This is a genomic window from Salisediminibacterium beveridgei (assembly GCF_001721685.1).
Lineage (GTDB): Bacteria > Bacillota > Bacilli > Bacillales > Salisediminibacteriaceae > Salisediminibacterium > Salisediminibacterium beveridgei.
In genome coordinates this window covers 723,021-739,627 of sequence record NZ_CP012502.1, presented here as the reverse complement: position 1 = coordinate 739,627, position 16,607 = coordinate 723,021, and the positions used below count along the sequence as shown (strand labels likewise).

Here is a 16,607-nt window from a genome sequence, read left to right as displayed (position 1 = left end):
AAAGGAGGTGATCCATCCGCACCTTCCGGTACGGATACCTTGTTACGACTTCACCCCAATCATCTGTCCCACCTTCGGCGGCTGGCTCCCTAAGGTTACCTCACCGACTTCGGGTGTTACAAACTCTCGTGGTGTGACGGGCGGTGTGTACAAGGCCCGGGAACGTATTCACCGCGGCATGCTGATCCGCGATTACTAGCAATTCCGGCTTCATGCAGGCGAGTTGCAGCCTGCAATCCGAACTGAGAATGGCTTTATGGGATTGGCTCCACCTCGCGGCTTCGCGACCCATTGTACCATCCATTGTAGCACGTGTGTAGCCCAGGTCATAAGGGGCATGATGATTTGACGTCATCCCCACCTTCCTCCGGTTTATCACCGGCAGTCACCTTAGAGTGCCCAACTGAATGCTGGCAACTAAGATCAGGGGTTGCGCTCGTTGCGGGACTTAACCCAACATCTCACGACACGAGCTGACGACAACCATGCACCACCTGTCACTCTGTCCCCCGAAGGGGAAAACCCAGTCTCCTGGATGTTCAGAGGATGTCAAGACCTGGTAAGGTTCTTCGCGTTGCTTCGAATTAAACCACATGCTCCACTGCTTGTGCGGGCCCCCGTCAATTCCTTTGAGTTTCAGCCTTGCGGCCGTACTCCCCAGGCGGAGTGCTTAATGTGTTAACTTCGGCACTAAGGGTATCGAAACCCCTAACACCTAGCACTCATCGTTTACGGCGTGGACTACCAGGGTATCTAATCCTGTTTGCTCCCCACGCTTTCGCGCCTCAGCGTCAGTTGTAAGCCAGAAAGTCGCCTTCGCCACTGGTGTTCCTCCACATATCTACGCATTTCACCGCTACACGTGGAATTCCACTTTCCTCTCTTACACTCAAGTCCCCCAGTTTCCAATGACCCTCCACGGTTGAGCCGTGGGCTTTCACATCAGACTTAAGAGACCGCCTGCGCGCGCTTTACGCCCAATAATTCCGGACAACGCTTGCCCCCTACGTATTACCGCGGCTGCTGGCACGTAGTTAGCCGGGGCTTTCTCGTGAGGTACCGTCAAGGTGCCGCCTTATTCAAACGGCACTTGTTCTTCCCTCATAACAGAACTTTACGATCCGAGAACCTTCATCGTTCACGCGGCATTGCACCGTCAGGCTTTCGCCCATTGCGGATGATTCCCTACTGCTGCCTCCCGTAGGAGTCTGGGCCGTGTCTCAGTCCCAGTGTGGCCGATCACCCTCTCAGGTCGGCTACGCATCGTCGCCTTGGTGAGCCCTTACCTCACCAACCAGCTAATGCGCCGCGGGCCCATCCTGCAGTGAGAGGACGAATCCCCTCTTTTACGTAGGTACCATGCGATACTTACGGTCATCCGGTATTAGCCTCGTTTTCACGAGGTTGTCCCGGTCTGCAGGGCAGGTTGCCCACGTGTTACTCACCCGTCCGCCGCTCATTCCACTGACGTCCACCCGAAGGCTTCTGTTAGCTTCCTGCGCTCGACTTGCATGTATTAGGCATGCCGCCAGCGTTCGTCCTGAGCCAGGATCAAACTCTCCGATAAAGTGTGGCGTCCAATGCCTCAGGCATTTTCTTCCGCGTTCATCTGAAGTTTGATGCGCTAGCATCATACCAATGTTGATGACACATTGGATTTTCATTGACGGGATATCTTATTCATATATCCCACTTCTTTTGCTTGGTTTTTTGTTTAGTTTTCAAAGGTCAAAAATCAGTTGCCGCTGTTTTGGCGACTTTTAAATGATATCATTTTAAAGTTCTTCGCGTCAATACTATTTTAAAATATTTTCTCGCAATTACCGTCAATGATATCTGGCCGCCGCTGTTTTTGCGACAATAAGTAATATAACAAATGCAAGGTGCAGATGCAATGACTTTTATGAAAAAAATAAATATCCGGACAACGAAGTCACTGTCCGGATCGATCACAGTAATATCATTTCTTTTCATCACGCCAGTGGAAAAGGATCGACTTCAAAACGATCAGCGATATCATCGACATAAATAGCAAAAGTCATTTTCCCTGATCTCTCTTTTTTATTCTTGTTTTGAATCGATTGAAAGCGACTCATTGAACGGTTTGCGTCCCTTGATATGCCTACAACCTGCTTTCGGCCATTTCCAAGAAACACAGGCAATGACAGTTGATTGTTACACCCTTGCATGACCAGCGGAATCAGCAAAGCTGCACGGAAGGACTGTAAGTGTTCACAGTTGATTTCTTCATGTGGAAAGAAGAACCCGATGGAATGATCATTGGTGACCATATGCGCTAAATCCAGATAAGCCTTTTCACTCAACCCTGTTTGTTGACAAACGAAACGTTCCGAATATGATCTTAACAGTTCTTTGTACGCTCCATACATTGTTTCTGTCGCAAAAATATCTTCTGCCTTGCATCGGCATTCATTGACCAGCCGATTGAGCAGACCACTGGCTAGAATCCCCTGCGTCCCTTGCTGAACAAGGTGAAATGTTACGCCATCCGGCAAAGGAAGCGTCCGGTCAGATATCACTATCACATCTTTTCCCTCGCGCATCCAACGTTGCGTCATTTTGGAAATCATATGACTGCGTCCCGGTTCAGTGATCCAGATCATCATTTTATTCATAGCGGTACTATCCGAAAGTGGAACCCGTTTTGTCATCGTTAATTCAATGATTTCTTCCGTTTTGATACTTTTTGGAGGATCATCAACAGGGTTTTCGGCCGTCAAGCCAGCCGAAAAATCGATCGTGTCATTGATTAGATTGTTCAGCATGTTCATTCTCCTTTGATTGTTCAATCATTCACATCTTTTTTTAATTTTATCACATGTGAACTCGATCTCAAACAGATAAAGGTGAACGCTTAGTGACTATATTGTAAACCATATTTGCATTGCTGTTGACATTAGTGTTTTTAATCGATTACAGTATAGCCATCACATCATTCATAACAGAAACGAGGGATCTTTTCGTGAAGAAAAATGTCATGATTGTTTATTCCGGGGTCATGATTGCCTTGATGGCGATCACTGCGAATATTGGTGCATTTATAATGATAGGCCCTATTCCACTCACTTTACAATCGGGTATGGCAGTACTGAGCGGCATATTACTCGGGCCATTATACGGCACCCTGGCCATCATCGGCTATTTGTTGCTTGGATTATTCGGGATACCGGTGTTTGCAGGCTTCATGAGTGCACAGGCATTTTTCCTGCCCACTGCCGGTTTTTTATTATCGTTTCCCATAGCTGCTCTGATCAGTGGCACGTTAACTGCAAAATCGATCGATTCACCAAGGATCGCAATCGCCGCTATGAGTGCTATGCTGATTCATTACATAGTCGGCACCTTTTACTTGTTTGGCTATTTAAATCTGATCGCCGAAGATACAGTTTCACTAACAGGAGCATCAATCATGATGACACCTTTTTTTGTTAAAGATATCATTGTCACCGTCGTCATGACCATGCTGTCAGTCCGTTTACTTCGAACCCCCGCATTTTCATTTCGAAAAAAAGAAGCATTCAATTATGCTTCCAATGAAAGGGAAGTTAAACATCAGTCATCTTAGCAGCGAATAGCGTGCTGCGCACGCAAAGTACAAAAAAAGATGCCCCGAAGGGCATCTTTTTTTGTTTTGATGGATTATTCCATCATCTCATCCATTTCTTCCATTAACGTATCCAGAATTTCTGCAGCATCGTCACCTTCGTTTTCACGATAGAAGTCACGAACCGGTGCAGCAAGTTCACGGAACATTTCACGCTCTTCTTCTGTCAGTTCATAGACTTCAGTTGGCGTATCGGTTGCTTCCTCGATGCGTTCAAGGGCACCTTCATTCTGTTCTTCCTGAATTTCAAAGGCGCGGTCTCTCATTTGTTCTACCGCTTCATCGACAATTGCACGCGTAGCATCATCAAGGCCGTTATAGAATTCTGTATTTACAGTCGTCATCGTTACATACATATTGTGATTAGAGATCGTCAGGTAATCTTGAACTTCATTGAAGTTCGCATCTTCAATGAAGAATAATGGATTTTCCTGTCCTTCAACCTGTCCTTGCTGAAGACCGGTGTACAGTTCTCCCCAGCTCATGGCGGTCGGGTTTGCATCGTACGCTTCGTAAGATCGAAGGATCAATGGAGATTCCTGCGTTCTCATCTGGAAACCATCAAAATCTTCAGGTGTTTGAAGTGGTGAACTTCCTGTCCACTGCATCGCACCTTCTGTCCAGAATGCCAGCGGTGTAATACTATGTTCTTCATACTTTTCACGAAGTGTCGTATTGATTGCTTCACTTTCATTCAAGATGTCCTGGGCCTGTCTTAAGTCATCCGGGAACAGGAACTGAAGTGCGAACAGATTCCCTTCAGGAACCAGCGTCCCTGTAAACCCTGGTGAGATGACAGCGAATTCGATAATGTTCGTGGACAATTGTTCTACCTGATCCACTTCACTTCCGAGTTCACCAAATCCGTATACATCCAATTCAATCTGCCCATCAGACAAATCATAAAGTGTATCTGCAAATTCTTCAGCATAGACCATTTGTACCTGACCTTCTGTTTCCTCTGTGACCATGCGCCATTCTACGGCATCAACGTCATCTCCGCTTACGTCATCTGCGTCAAGATTCTCTCCGTCATTACCATTGTTGTCATTACCGCAAGCGGCCATGGCAACACTCATTGATAATGCAGCAGTTAACAAACCAGCTTTTTTTAACATGTGTAAATTACCCCCATAAATTTTTATTTCAAAGAGTTCACGTGTATCCATTTCCAGATCAGAAAATCCAGAGCAGGAACAATGAAATCTCTTCAAATAATATAACCAACAAACCAACAATCAAAAGCATGACAATAAACGGCGGTGTCCCCCTGATGACATCCAAGTAGGACTTGTTGAACACCGCACTGGCAGTGAAGATATCAACCCCAAACGGTGGTGTCGCAGACCCGAGCGCAGCCTGGAATGTGATGACAACACCTAGATGAACCGGGTCGATGCCTGCCTCAAACGCAATCGGATAAAAGATCGGTGTTAAAATCAGAATCACAACGATTGGATCGACAAACATACAGCCTATGAAGAAGAACAAGGCAACGATAAACAAAATGTATAAAGCTGTCGGATCGGTTCCAAGCACTGCATCCGTCATTTGACGCGGGATGCGGGCGAATGAAATGACCCACGAAAATGCCTGTCCGGCTGCAACGAGCACAAAAACTGCTGATGTCACAATCCCTGAAGATAAGGCCACTTTCGGTAAATCCGGCATCCGGATCGTCTTCCAAATGAATACCTCAAGAAGCAAGGCATATAATACTGACACACCTGCCGCTTCGGTCGGAGTGAAAATACCACCATATATACCATAAATTATAATAACAGGAAATCCTAGTGGGAGTAAAGCACCTAACGTTACCCTCCCCCGCTCTTTCCATGGCATCCTGTCCGCCAAAGGGATATTATGAATTTTCGCGTAAAACCATGAATAAACAGCAAAGAATAGAAAGATAAGTACGCCAGGACCAATCCCGGCAATAAACAGGTCACCGACGGACGTTCCTGTTACAAGCGCATAAATGATCATACCGATACTCGGTGGAATCAATAATGCAACATCTGAAGAGTTGATAATCAGCGCGATTGCACTGGAGTCTTTGTAACCCGCTTTTAAAAGTCGTTCTCTCATTGGTTTACCAATCGCTACAACTGTCGCCTGGGTCGAACCTGAAATCGATCCAAAAAGGGTGCAGGCAGCCGCTGTTGTAATCGCATAGCCACCTCGCATGTGCCCCACAAAGGCACCGACGAAATCCAGCAGACGCTTTGATGTCCGCCCTGTCGTCATGATATCTGCCGCAAAGATGAACAGCGGAACAGCCAGCAACACATAGGAGGAAATGCCTTCCACCATTTGCTGAACCATGATTGTAGGGTCCAATCCTTCCATAAAAAAGACCAGGATGACCAACGGGCCAACAATCAGCGGAATCATCATTGGCAAACCGAGAATTAAAAGAAATACCATGATTGCAAGCATTGTCCAAGCCATAATGAAATCCTCTCGTTTTCCTATAGTTTATTGTTCGTCATAGTCTTTCTTTTCCTGTGCAAGGTAAACTTCATCGTATTTGATATTCACCCAGCTGTTCCGTATAAACTGCAATCCGCCAAGAAACATACCGACCGGAAGAGCAACAACCATAACCCAAAACGGAAATTCCAACGCAGCAGTCGTTCTGCCTGAAACGAAGACGCTGTGTGTGTATAAAAGTGCGTAATAACTCATGATGAACAAAATCGATGCTGTGATAAGTGGATTAACAATCGCCAATACTTTTTTGAGCCGCTTGGGTGAAAGATCAAAAAAAGCAGACATACTGATATGCCGTCCTTTTCTTGCTGCATAACTGATCCCCATAAAAGTAGCCACGATGATCGCTAATCGACTGATCTCAGCTGCGAAATGCCAGCTTTGACCGGTTATCGTCCGATAAACAACATTGCCTGCTGTCATCGCGGTGATCACCAGAATCGACCAGCTTAAGATGATTTTCTCCAATGTGTGAAGTCCTGCATCCAACGCTTTTATCAATCGAATAAATTTGTTCTGTGAGTCGTCCAAAATAGTCCCTCCCCCTCTGAGCAGCCAAGACAGCTTGCTTTCTCTTAAAAAATTCTTCGAAAGTCGATAAAAATTCGTTATGCTGCAAAGTTACCGTTTAATCATACCCGAGTGGCAAAAACTTCTCAAAAGCCGTGTGGTCCTGTATCCAATCATTATTTCTGAAAAATATCAACATATCATCGATTTACGGCAAAGTCGTCACTTATCCTCGTACCAACTGCAAAAATGAACGGATTTTATCGCAACGCAAAGCTCTTTCATTTTCATTACCCGTATAAAATAACACTAAACCTGCTTTTAATTCGCTAATTACCGAACAATGTTTTTAAAACGTGCCAAATCCTGATAAAATGCAGGAAATTGTGATTGATGACCCGCCTTCAACGAGTATGATATAATGAGAAACCGAAAGGGACTTATTCAGGAAAGGAATCTGCCAACCATGGAAATCTTCACAAATTTCCCTTTATGGGCCGGTCTATTTGCCATAGGATTTGCACAGTTTGTTAAGATCCCGTTGGAATTCATCGCCACCAGGCGTTTTAACTGGGCGCTCTTAACCAGTACAGGTGGCATGCCGAGTTCACACTCTGCAGCTGTCACGGCCCTGGCTACGGCAATCGGTCTTGAACAGGGCTTTGAATCGCCATACTTCGCTATTTCAGTAATATTTGGTGTGATCGTCATGTTCGATGCCTCCGGTGTACGAAGACATGCGGGCGAACAGGCAACTGTGATCAATCAGCTTGTTATGGATTTTAATAAAGTGGTCTCTGAAGTGAAAAACTGGCCGGAAAAGGAAGAAAACGAAAAGCGTAAAGAATTGAAGGAACTGCTCGGACATCAGCCAATCGAAGTCTTTTTCGGCGGTTTGACGGGAATACTTCTTTCTGTGTTCTTGTTTTTCGTTATTTTGTAGGAAGTACGTGAAAGACGATAAAAGGGTCCTGCCATTGCAGAACCCTTTTTTTAATCCGTATTCCGTTACACCGAGCGGGCTTAAAACATCTGATAGCCGCGATCGCGCAACATTCTGATCACGATGCCCGCAAGAACAGCCCCAACCATTCCTGATGACAAGATGATAATATCAGCAAGTGGGAGCTGCACAAGACTCGTTCCCAATTCGGAAAACGCTTCTCCCGGATTTGTAAAGTATGCACCGATTCCCAGACTGTCGATGATGAGCAGGACAACAACAGGATAAAGAACGGCCATCACCCAAGAGGCTCTCAAAAGCATATTTAAAATAAAACCGATCCCAAAAAACAACACAAAATACAATAATATTGCAATGATCATTTGCGGTATACTTAACACCACTACACCCCCAAGTTACTGTTCATTAATTTTACTGAAAGAATCTCGGGAGGTCAATCAGAGTGAACTCTTTTTGAACCTGTTAATTACGGTTTTCTGAAGCAGCCAAAAAAAAATCCCCCTGCCAGTCTACAGAGGAATCCATCGGATTTACGATACTTTATTTTTCTCTCCTGATCCGTGACAAACAGTACACGTTTCCGTTCCGGTAAGCGGTGGTTGATGATAGCCTCTTCCTTCACAATACGGGCATTCGTCCTGCTTCAGCGCCTTATCGTCCATCGGCATAACCATTTCCTCCAATCGAGTTTTCTGATATTTCTGATAATATACCAGATAAACATCTTTTTGAAAAGAGAAAGGCTCACTGCCATAACACCATGTAAGCGCAAACATCATCTTTTATCTCGCTTTTCCTCTGTGTAACGATTTTTTTCAAAAACAAATCCGCCTGCATGAGGCAGGCGGATTTAGTGATTAAAACAGATTTAATTTTCCTTTTTTCAACACAAGCGGCATGCCACCAAGCAGATAAAGATAGCGATTATCGATGATTTTTTTCATGGCCGATGCTGAATTTCCGTATAGTTTCCGGTCCCCGATCACGCCAATGGCTTCTTTGCCTCCAAGTGAAGCAACGGTACCTTTAATATCCGGCTTAAACTCTTCCAGATTCTCTTCGCCTTTAATCAGCTTTTTCAAATTATTCGATACAGTATAGGCCTGCTGTATGGCAATCTGAGCGGTTGGCGGATACGGACGATTGATTTCTTCGTTAATGATCAGTGCGCAATCCCCGAAAATAAAGATGTTATCATGCCCAGGCGCCCGCATATCTTTCTCCACCTTCACGCGGCCACGCATGGCATCAAATCCACTTTTCTCAACCACCGGATTCCCTCTGACACCAGTTGTCCATACGATTGTCTGCGATTTGATTTCGTCCCCATTCTCCAGTAAAACTTTTCCTTCCTGTACTTCCTTGATCGGTGTCGAAATTTTAAATTCCACGCCTCGGCTCTCAAGTAAGTTCATCGCATACTCAACAAGTTCCTCGTCAAAACCCGGCAATGCTGAAGGCGCCGCTTCTACGGAATAAATCTTCACTTTCTCACGGGCGATATCATATTCATGACATAACTCAGGAATCCGCTCGGACAACTCCCCGACAAATTCAATGCCTGTAAACCCGGCGCCTGCTACAACAAAGGTCAAGAGATCTTCTTGCTTTTCGTCCTGGCGATTGTAATTTGCGAACATATACTCAATATGCTCACGAATCAGCCGGACAGAATTGACGCTGCGAATTGAGAAGGCATGCTGACTGACACCAGGGATCCCGAATGTTTCAGGTTCGGAACCAAGACCAATCACAAGATAGTCATAATCAAGTTCTCCACCATCCAGATGAACCTTCTGGTGTTCACTGTCGATACGCTGCACCCCATCTTTAATGAATTGGATCTTGTTCGTATCGATGACATCGCTGATCTTCATGCGTGTACGATCGTGATGCATCGTTCCGGCTGCGGGTTCATGAAGCCAAGTCGTCTGATAGTGATAATTGTGCTTATTCACAAGTACGATCTCTGCTTCCCGGTGCATATTTGCTTTTTGTAAACGGGTTGCTGTCATCATGCCGCCATAACCAGCACCCAGTATGACAACCTTTGGTCTGCGATTCATATTCACTCACTCCAGTTTTGTAAGATTTACCGATTTCGTTTCCCAATTCCTGCAACACCCGTATCACCGCTTGTCCCCGGCCTGATTTTGTGATATTATTCACGAACAGGAGCGCACTTTAATGATGTCAGAAATGAAATTCCAGACTTTTAAAATGAAAAACGTTATCTTTTGCTCTTCACTATAATAGAGGGAATGTGACAGTTTTTCAACCATTTTTCGACGTTTTTAAGAACTTTTTTAATCTGAATCGATTACCGCTGGGCGGTTTATTAAACTTTACCCGAAATGAAAACGTTTTAATCATGATAACAGTGCAAACTATAGATTCACTGAAATATTTCGACTTATTTGATTAATTGGGCACGAGCCCTTTTCTTCACTCCATAGAAACATTATAATTAGAGTGAAACAACTGTCTAAACTACGTGTGGAGGTGTGAGTTTTGTCACAAGGAAGAGAAGTGTACGATATCACAATTATCGGGGGAGGTCCTGTTGGTATTTTTACCACGTTTTATGCAGGGCTCAGACAGGCAAAAGTAAAATTGATTGAAGCGATGCCACAACTGGGGGGACAATTATCTGCGCTCTATCCGGAGAAGTACATATACGACATCGCCGGCTTCCCGAAGATACGGGCTCAGGAACTGATTGATAACCTGACTGAGCAGGCGGAACATTTCGATCCGACTTTCTCACTCGGGGAATCTGTCGAAAAGGTTGAAAAGGGAAGCGACGGGGTTTTCACCATTACCACTGACAAAGATACACATTACTCCAAATCGATTATTATTACCGCTGGCGTCGGTGCTTTCAAACCAAGACGATTGGAAGTGGAAGACGCAGAACAGTTTGAAGGAAAAAATCTTCATTACTTCGTCAACGACCTGAACAAATTTAAAGGGGACCGGGTCGTACTCGCAGGCGGTGGTGATTCTGCGGTTGACTGGACACTTATGCTGGAAGACATTGCAGAGGAAATCACCATCGTTCACAGGCGAAATAAATTCAGAGCACACGAACACAGTGTGGAACAACTGATGAATTCAGACAAAATCGAAGTCCGCACACCATATGTTGTGGACGCAATTCATCACAATGGTGATCGAATTGAGGCCGTAACACTGAAAGAAAAAGACGGTGATCAAACGGAACGGATCGATATTGATACATTGATTGTCAACTACGGTTTTATTTCCAATCTGGGACCCATCAAAAACTGGGGTCTTGAAATCGAGAAAAATTCGATCGTTGTAAACTCGAGAATGGAGACCAATATCGAAGGCATCTACGCATGCGGGGATATCGTTACCTACGAAGGTAAGACGAAGCTGATCGCTGCAGGATTTGGCGAAGCACCAACGGCCGTGAACAACGCAAAAGTCCATGTGGATCCGACAGCAAGTGCAACAGCCGGACACAGCTCGAGCATTATGGCATAACCAGATATACAAACGGAAACGGTCACTGAAAAGACTGACAGTTGTTTCTGCAACGGATCGTTTCAGATCGAAAAAAATCCCCTTTCGCTTTTATAAAGCGAAGGGGATTTCTTCGTTCATCAGCAATCTTCAGGAGTTCCGGCATTTTCTGCCGTGCGAAAAGATGATCCGCATCCACAAGATGCTACTGCATTCGGATTATCGATGGTGAAACCGCCACCCATCATGTTTTCCTTGTAATCGATCGTCGTGCCTTTCAGCATTGCTTCACTTTCTTTATCCACAATCACATCAATACCTTCGACTTCGAGAAGGGTATCGTCAGCATCTTTTTCCGTGTCAAATCCCATTCCATAGGATAAGCCACTGCAGCCCCCACCTTGAACTCCGACACGCAAATACTTAGCATCTGCTTCATCCGTCATCATCTGCTTGACTTGCTTTGCTGCTGTTTCAGTAATAATCAGCATGTTTTTGCCTCCCAGTTCCTTTGACTTATCCTCATTATAAGAGCTTTTACCAATCCTCGCAACAAGCAGCAACTTAATCCCGTTTCATTGCCTTTTCCACTTTCGAAATGATAGAATATAATAGATCAAATCGTGAGCTCAGTCACTCCATCATGAGCATGAACCAGGTGATTGGCCAAAATGTTTTATTTTCAGATAGGGGGAAGAAGATGACTACGTTGACAGTTGACCAGAATCTTCAACAAATACAGGATAAAGTGATGAAAGGTGAACGGTTGAGTATTGAGGACGGCTTGTATCTGTACGAGACGCCCGATCTTCTCAGCGTTGCCCAGCTGGCAAATATGGTGAATGAGCGCAAGAATGGGAACAGCGTTTATTTCATAGAAAATCTTTATATTAATCCGACAAATGTTTGTGAAGCTAGCTGTGCATTTTGCGGATTCAAACGCAAGCCCGGTGAAGAGGGCGCTTATACGATGGACCAGGAAGAACTTCTGAAATATGTCGAAGATCGCTGGAACGACAACATCCAGGAATTCCACATCGTCGGTGGCCACAATCCAGATGTACCATTCGATTATTATCTGAATACATTACGGGTGTTGAAAGAAAACTACCCGCAATGCACCATTAAGGCTTACACCGGTGCAGAAATCGAGTTCTTTGCCCGCACTTACGGTTATACGATGAAAGAAGTACTTGAGAAATTGATGGATGCCGGTCTCGATACGCTTCCTGGTGGTGGTGCTGAGATCCTCACCGAGGAATACCGTGCCAAAATGAGCCCGGAAAAAGCGTCCACCTATGAATGGCTAGAAGCACACGAACTTGCACACGGACTCGGAATGAAAACCCATGCTACCATGCTTTATGGCGGGATCGAATCCAAAGAAGAACGACTCGTTCACATGGACCGCCTCCGTCAGCTTCAGGATAAAACGGATGGTTTTATGGTCTTTATTCCACTCGCCATGCAACCGAAATCTGCAGGTGCCGGCCTTCAGCGTCGCACATCCGCTTATGACGACCTGCGTACAGTTGCGATCAGCCGTCTGATGCTCGACAACTTTGATCACATCAAAGCCTACTGGATCAATATTGGTGCACAGCTGACACAGATGGCGCTGACATTCGGAAGCTCCGATATCCACGGCACGCTGATTGAAGAGCGCATCTCGCATTCTGCCGGAGCCTTGACGTCTCAGGGAATCACCCGTCAGGAACTGATCCATATGATCAAAGGTGCCGATAAAAAACCCGTGGAGCGCGACACCTTCTACAACGTGATAAAAGAATATTAAGGAAAACGCATGGCATAAAAAGACCTGATCCCCAAAATGGATCAGGTCTTTTCTGTTTCATCGCAATGGCTCATCTGCCCAGAAATAATCATCATCCGCTGCCAATGCAGAGAGCGTCGCATTGCAGCAAGGCATATGAAGCTCTGTTCGTAATCCTTCCCTGGCGCGGGAAAGCTTCTTTCGTCCATTGGGCATCTGAATATTCGATTCTCCGCAGTATGGGCACTCAGAGAAATACAGTTCCTTCATCAGGACATCATATGGCCATGTATGACTGAATGGTAAAGGTCCCGCCATGTTCGTTCGCCTCCTGCCAGATTAAAACATCGGATTCTCTTCCATATGCTGATAAATATGTTCCACAAGCTCTTCGTTTGTTTCTCCGGTCACCATCTCCCCATTCACCAGCGCGAACTTCGTTCTGGCACACTGACCACAGAAACTGAGACAGCCGTATTCAATCACATCGAGATCCGGATCCTTTTCAAGCTCCGCAAAAGCGGGCTGGCTTCCGGATGCGAGATTACTGATACAAAATTCGATAATCGGTTTCACTTCAAGCACCTCTTTGTTCCATTTTCCTTTCCCATATTACTGCTGTCACCGTAAAAAGTCAACGAGACTGCTGTTTATACCAAAGACACGATAGAGTTCCCATTGTCGGTATGATGTAAAACTGATATATTAGAGTGGAAAAGCGCTGTGAAATCGCATACAGGTATCTGTCTTTGTTAGGAGGAATAGACGTGAAACAACTTGTTATTTTAGGTGGCGGTTACGGAGGACTTCGGGCCACACAGAAACTGCTGGATGAAAAAGCAGTGAAAGACCTCTCCATATTGCTAATCGAAAAAGAGCCTTATCATAGTTTGAAAACGGAGTTTTATGCGCTTGCAGCCGGAACGGTTTCTGACCAGGAACTGCGGGTCCATTTCCCAAATGATATCCGGCTCGAATTGAAATTCGCAAAAATTGAAAGTGTTGATCTGAAAGAGAAAAAGATACAGTTGGAAAACGAAGAAATGGTCAATTACGATGACCTGATTATCGGTCTTGGCTGTGAGGACCGTTATCACGGCGTTCCGGGTGCCGATCAGCACACATTAAGTATTCAGTCCATGCGCCGGGCACGAAAAACGTACCACGTTTTGCAGAGCATAAAAGCAAACGGACGTGTTGCAATCGTCGGGGGCGGTTTAAGCGGCGTGGAGCTCGCTGCTGAGCTCAGAGAAAGCAGGCCCGACCTGGAAATTCTCCTCTTTGATCGAAACGCCACTATCCTGTCTTCCTTCCCCGATAAACTATCGAATTATGTAACCAACTGGTTTGAAAAACACCACGTGAAATTGATGACCAAAGCGAACATCACTGAAGTGGAACGGTACCGTATTTTCAATCACGATGAACCGATTGATGTGGACGCTACTATCTGGACTGCCGGTATTCAAGCCAGTAAGATCGTACGGGATCTTCCGGTTGAACAGGACAACATAGGCCGGTTGATCACAACCGACTATCATCACATTCCCGGAGACGATTCCGTTTTTGTCGTTGGTGACTGTGCTGCTTCGGAATTTGCCCCGAGCGCTCAGCTTGCAGAAGCTCAGGCTGAACGCATCGCTACACTGCTTGCCACAAAATGGCGTGGAGAAGCATTCCCTGAGAAAATGCCGAAAATCAAGCTCAAAGGGGTCCTCGGGTCGCTTGGGAAAAAGCAGGGATTCGGCTTTATGGGAGAAAAGCCAATGACAGGCGTGGTTCCACGCGTATTGAAATCCGGCGTATTGTGGATGTATAAATTTGGTTCAAACTCCTGATCCGTTCAGCTGTTCAATTTGCTTGACGAGCTCAGGCAAATGCGGATCACCTTCTGCTGCGACTTCCCCGTTCAAGATCACGAGAGGATAGAAATAATCATCGTTGAGAATCGCCTGTGACCATTTTTCGTCTTCCGGTGATTCTGCCGCTTCGATATCCACATAGCGAAATGTCAACGTCAGATCAGGGAACTTCCGGTACAATGCGGCTTGGAGCCATTCCATCGTCTCTTTGGCGCTAGGCAGATGAATGCAGCTCGCACATTTCTCCTCGGCACCGTAAACGGTTATGGTTATTTTTTCACTCATAATCATCACCTCAAGGCCATTTTAACACGAACCGATGGAAAATATGGTCCATAAACACCCCCACCAACAAAATAACGTTTTATATGTTTTTTACCATCAAATATAAGTTTTCGGTTTTTGTTCATGGATTTTTTTTGATCTATCCATTATAATAGGACCTAAAGAAAGGAGTGGTCATATGACTACAGAAACTATGGAATCACAAGTACAGGAAGTGCTCGATAAATTACGCCCGTTCTTACTCCGTGATGGAGGCGACGTTGAATTGGTGGACGTTGAAGACGGCGTAGTAAAAGTTCGCCTGATGGGTGCTTGCGGTTCTTGCCCAAGTTCAACCATTACATTGAAAGCAGGTATCGAACGTGCACTTCTTGAAGAAGTACCGGGCGTTACTGAGCTTGAACAGGTATTCTAAATCATCATAATGCAAAAAAGCTGCCCCAGCGGGCAGCTTTTTGTTTGCCATGACAACTACGTTTTTCACCTGTGCGACCGTTCAGTGTTGTTCATCAGATGCTTCAGGTGGAGTTTACTGAAAGCTCAGTAAAAATATTCAGCATCTATTTCAGTTAAAAACAGATTCATTCACGACATATTCCGGCTTACGGCCGACAAACACATTCGCCACATGCCGACCCACCATCCGTGTCATTTCTTCACGGGTCTCAACGCTCGCACTTCCGATATGAGGCAACGCCACAACATTATCATAGGCCAATAGCGGGTGATCCGCGTCAATCGGTTCCTGACGGAATACATCAAGCCCCGCAGCAGCGATCTCTTTTTCGTCGAGGGCTCTTTGCAGGTCGTCTTCCAAGACGACACCGCCACGCGATGCATTGACGAAGATGGCAGATGTCTTCATCTGTTTAAAGACATCATAGTTAAACAGATCTTTCGTGTCTTCAGTCATGGGAGCAAGGCAGACCACATAGTCTGACTCCTCAATAAGTTCATCAAACGATACATAACGGGCCCCAAGATCTGCTTCTGCTTCAGGCTTTCGTGAGCGATTGTGATACAGAATGTTCATATCGAATCCTGTTGCACGCTTGGCAACGGTTGCTCCAATCCGTCCCATACCAACGATCCCGATGGTTTTGTGGTGGATATCCTTTCCTGCCATCAATAGGGGTCCCCAGTTCTTCCATTCCCCTGCTTTCACATAATTGACAGCCTCCGGAAGCCGTCTTGCTGTTGCCATCAAAAGCCCAAATGTTAAATCTGCGGTTGTATCCGTCAGAACATCCGGCGTATTGCTGACAACAATACCTTTTTCTGTCGCTGTTTTCACATCGATATTGTCAAAACCGACGGCAAGATTTGCAATCACTTTCAAGTTTGGTGCAGCATCCATCAGTTCGCGGTCCACCTTATCGGACAGCATCGTGATGATCCCCTCTGCTTTTGCAGCTTTTTCGAGTAATACCTCCCGTTTCACCGGAATCTCCTCTTCCTGCCACATTTCAATTTCTGCAAACTCTCTCAGTTCCTCAAGACAATGCTCTGGTACTTTTCGTGTCACATACACAAATGGTTTACCCATGTTTCACATCTCCCCTATTTCAATACTTGGTCCATGATACCCTTTCCATTATAGCGGAT

18 protein-coding genes and 1 rRNA gene are annotated in these 16,607 nt (G+C 45.5%); 6 read left to right on the top strand and 13 right to left on the bottom strand.

Annotated elements, in window-relative coordinates:
* Nucleotides 1-1,567, bottom strand: a 16S ribosomal RNA gene (locus BBEV_RS03255).
* 406 nt (nucleotides 1,568-1,973) lie between these two features.
* Nucleotides 1,974-2,786, bottom strand: coding sequence for a molybdopterin-binding domain-containing protein (locus tag BBEV_RS03250; protein ID WP_069364167.1), 813 nt, complete (start codon nucleotides 2,784-2,786; stop codon nucleotides 1,974-1,976).
* A gap of 134 nt (nucleotides 2,787-2,920) precedes the next feature.
* Here BBEV_RS03250 and BBEV_RS03245 point away from each other — a divergent pair, with 134 nt between their 5' ends.
* Nucleotides 2,921-3,586, top strand: a complete 666-nt coding sequence (locus BBEV_RS03245; RefSeq protein ID WP_232318297.1) for a biotin transporter BioY — start codon at nucleotides 2,921-2,923, stop codon at nucleotides 3,584-3,586.
* 74 nt (nucleotides 3,587-3,660) lie between these two features.
* Here the strand turns inward: BBEV_RS03245 and dctP are convergent, their stop codons facing one another.
* The 3 genes from dctP to BBEV_RS03230 are packed head-to-tail and all read right to left on the bottom strand — an operon-like array spanning nucleotide 3,661 to nucleotide 6,649.
* The gene (dctP, locus tag BBEV_RS03240) at nucleotides 3,661-4,743 is read right to left on the bottom strand and encodes a TRAP transporter substrate-binding protein DctP (protein WP_069364165.1); all 1,083 of its coding nucleotides are present in this window, start codon (nucleotides 4,741-4,743) and stop codon (nucleotides 3,661-3,663) included.
* Between the two features lie 58 nt (nucleotides 4,744-4,801).
* Nucleotides 4,802-6,076: a TRAP transporter large permease gene (locus BBEV_RS03235; protein ID WP_069364164.1), complete on the bottom strand. Its 1,275-nt coding sequence runs from the start codon at nucleotides 6,074-6,076 to the stop codon at nucleotides 4,802-4,804.
* A gap of 27 nt (nucleotides 6,077-6,103) precedes the next feature.
* Complete coding sequence (locus tag BBEV_RS03230) at nucleotides 6,104-6,649, bottom strand: TRAP transporter small permease (RefSeq protein WP_084007195.1); 546 nt, start codon at nucleotides 6,647-6,649, stop codon at nucleotides 6,104-6,106.
* Nucleotides 6,650-7,094: 445 nt separating this feature from the next.
* Between BBEV_RS03230 and BBEV_RS03225 the strand changes: the two genes are divergently transcribed.
* Nucleotides 7,095-7,571, top strand: coding sequence for a divergent PAP2 family protein (locus BBEV_RS03225; protein ID WP_069366575.1), 477 nt, complete (start codon nucleotides 7,095-7,097; stop codon nucleotides 7,569-7,571).
* Between the two features lie 80 nt (nucleotides 7,572-7,651).
* Here the strand turns inward: BBEV_RS03225 and BBEV_RS03220 are convergent, their stop codons facing one another.
* The 3 genes from BBEV_RS03220 to BBEV_RS03210 all read right to left on the bottom strand — a co-directional run bounded on the left by BBEV_RS03220 (nucleotide 7,652) and on the right by BBEV_RS03210 (nucleotide 9,658).
* Nucleotides 7,652-7,954, bottom strand: a complete 303-nt coding sequence (locus BBEV_RS03220; RefSeq protein WP_069364163.1) for a YuiB family protein — start codon at nucleotides 7,952-7,954, stop codon at nucleotides 7,652-7,654.
* Nucleotides 7,955-8,122: 168 nt separating this feature from the next.
* The gene (locus BBEV_RS17545; RefSeq protein ID WP_198155056.1) at nucleotides 8,123-8,260 is read right to left on the bottom strand and encodes a YuiA family protein; all 138 of its coding nucleotides are present in this window, start codon (nucleotides 8,258-8,260) and stop codon (nucleotides 8,123-8,125) included.
* A 189-nt stretch (nucleotides 8,261-8,449) separates the two neighbouring features.
* Nucleotides 8,450-9,658, bottom strand: coding sequence for an NAD(P)/FAD-dependent oxidoreductase (locus BBEV_RS03210; RefSeq protein ID WP_069364161.1), 1,209 nt, complete (start codon nucleotides 9,656-9,658; stop codon nucleotides 8,450-8,452).
* Nucleotides 9,659-10,103: 445 nt separating this feature from the next.
* Between BBEV_RS03210 and BBEV_RS03205 the strand changes: the two genes are divergently transcribed.
* On the top strand, nucleotides 10,104-11,102 hold the full coding sequence (locus tag BBEV_RS03205; RefSeq protein ID WP_069364160.1) for an NAD(P)/FAD-dependent oxidoreductase: 999 nt from the start codon (nucleotides 10,104-10,106) through the stop codon (nucleotides 11,100-11,102).
* Between the two features lie 119 nt (nucleotides 11,103-11,221).
* On the opposite strand, the gene BBEV_RS03200 is transcribed toward BBEV_RS03205, so the two are convergent.
* Nucleotides 11,222-11,572, bottom strand: coding sequence for a HesB/IscA family protein (locus BBEV_RS03200; protein ID WP_069364159.1), 351 nt, complete (start codon nucleotides 11,570-11,572; stop codon nucleotides 11,222-11,224).
* A gap of 209 nt (nucleotides 11,573-11,781) precedes the next feature.
* Between BBEV_RS03200 and mqnE the strand changes: the two genes are divergently transcribed.
* Nucleotides 11,782-12,876, top strand: coding sequence for an aminofutalosine synthase MqnE (mqnE, locus tag BBEV_RS03195; RefSeq protein WP_069364158.1), 1,095 nt, complete (start codon nucleotides 11,782-11,784; stop codon nucleotides 12,874-12,876).
* Nucleotides 12,877-12,933: 57 nt separating this feature from the next.
* Here mqnE and BBEV_RS03190 read toward each other — a convergent pair whose 3' ends face one another.
* Complete coding sequence (locus tag BBEV_RS03190) at nucleotides 12,934-13,173, bottom strand: hypothetical protein (RefSeq protein WP_069364157.1); 240 nt, start codon at nucleotides 13,171-13,173, stop codon at nucleotides 12,934-12,936.
* Between the two features lie 21 nt (nucleotides 13,174-13,194).
* On the bottom strand, nucleotides 13,195-13,431 hold the full coding sequence (locus BBEV_RS03185) for a YuzB family protein (RefSeq protein ID WP_069364156.1): 237 nt from the start codon (nucleotides 13,429-13,431) through the stop codon (nucleotides 13,195-13,197).
* 191 nt (nucleotides 13,432-13,622) lie between these two features.
* Here BBEV_RS03185 and BBEV_RS03180 point away from each other — a divergent pair, with 191 nt between their 5' ends.
* Complete coding sequence (locus tag BBEV_RS03180) at nucleotides 13,623-14,693, top strand: NAD(P)/FAD-dependent oxidoreductase (protein WP_069364155.1); 1,071 nt, start codon at nucleotides 13,623-13,625, stop codon at nucleotides 14,691-14,693.
* Here BBEV_RS03180 and BBEV_RS03175 read toward each other — a convergent pair.
* On the bottom strand, nucleotides 14,682-15,002 hold the full coding sequence (locus BBEV_RS03175) for a YuzD family protein (RefSeq protein WP_069364154.1): 321 nt from the start codon (nucleotides 15,000-15,002) through the stop codon (nucleotides 14,682-14,684). The two genes, BBEV_RS03180 and BBEV_RS03175, sit on opposite strands and share 12 nt — an antisense overlap.
* A 178-nt stretch (nucleotides 15,003-15,180) precedes the next feature.
* Between BBEV_RS03175 and BBEV_RS03170 the strand changes: the two genes are divergently transcribed.
* Complete coding sequence (locus BBEV_RS03170; protein ID WP_013172111.1) at nucleotides 15,181-15,417, top strand: NifU family protein; 237 nt, start codon at nucleotides 15,181-15,183, stop codon at nucleotides 15,415-15,417.
* 150 nt (nucleotides 15,418-15,567) lie between these two features.
* Here BBEV_RS03170 and BBEV_RS03165 read toward each other — a convergent pair whose 3' ends face one another.
* The gene (locus BBEV_RS03165) at nucleotides 15,568-16,548 is read right to left on the bottom strand and encodes a 2-hydroxyacid dehydrogenase (RefSeq protein WP_069364153.1); all 981 of its coding nucleotides are present in this window, start codon (nucleotides 16,546-16,548) and stop codon (nucleotides 15,568-15,570) included.
* Nucleotides 16,549-16,607 lie beyond the last annotated feature (59 nt).

What these genes read in the sequence shown, in the direction of transcription:
- BBEV_RS03250 (WP_069364167.1), bottom strand. Translation starts at nt 2,786, where the DNA reads ATGCTGAACAATCTAATCAATGACACGATCGATTTTTCGGCTGGCTTG.
- dctP (WP_069364165.1), bottom strand. Translation starts at nt 4,743, where the DNA reads ATGTTAAAAAAAGCTGGTTTGTTAACTGCTGCATTATCAATGAGTGTT.
- BBEV_RS03235 (WP_069364164.1), bottom strand. Translation starts at nt 6,076, where the DNA reads ATGGCTTGGACAATGCTTGCAATCATGGTATTTCTTTTAATTCTCGGT.
- BBEV_RS03225 (WP_069366575.1), top strand. Translation starts at nt 7,095, where the DNA reads ATGGAAATCTTCACAAATTTCCCTTTATGGGCCGGTCTATTTGCCATA.
- BBEV_RS03220 (WP_069364163.1), bottom strand. Translation starts at nt 7,954, where the DNA reads ATGATCATTGCAATATTATTGTATTTTGTGTTGTTTTTTGGGATCGGT.
- BBEV_RS17545 (WP_198155056.1), bottom strand. Translation starts at nt 8,260, where the DNA reads ATGCCGATGGACGATAAGGCGCTGAAGCAGGACGAATGCCCGTATTGT.
- BBEV_RS03210 (WP_069364161.1), bottom strand. Translation starts at nt 9,658, where the DNA reads ATGAATCGCAGACCAAAGGTTGTCATACTGGGTGCTGGTTATGGCGGC.
- BBEV_RS03200 (WP_069364159.1), bottom strand. Translation starts at nt 11,572, where the DNA reads ATGCTGATTATTACTGAAACAGCAGCAAAGCAAGTCAAGCAGATGATG.
- mqnE (WP_069364158.1), top strand. Translation starts at nt 11,782, where the DNA reads ATGACTACGTTGACAGTTGACCAGAATCTTCAACAAATACAGGATAAA.
- BBEV_RS03190 (WP_069364157.1), bottom strand. Translation starts at nt 13,173, where the DNA reads ATGGCGGGACCTTTACCATTCAGTCATACATGGCCATATGATGTCCTG.
- BBEV_RS03175 (WP_069364154.1), bottom strand. Translation starts at nt 15,002, where the DNA reads ATGAGTGAAAAAATAACCATAACCGTTTACGGTGCCGAGGAGAAATGT.
- BBEV_RS03170 (WP_013172111.1), top strand. Translation starts at nt 15,181, where the DNA reads ATGACTACAGAAACTATGGAATCACAAGTACAGGAAGTGCTCGATAAA.
- BBEV_RS03165 (WP_069364153.1), bottom strand. Translation starts at nt 16,548, where the DNA reads ATGGGTAAACCATTTGTGTATGTGACACGAAAAGTACCAGAGCATTGT.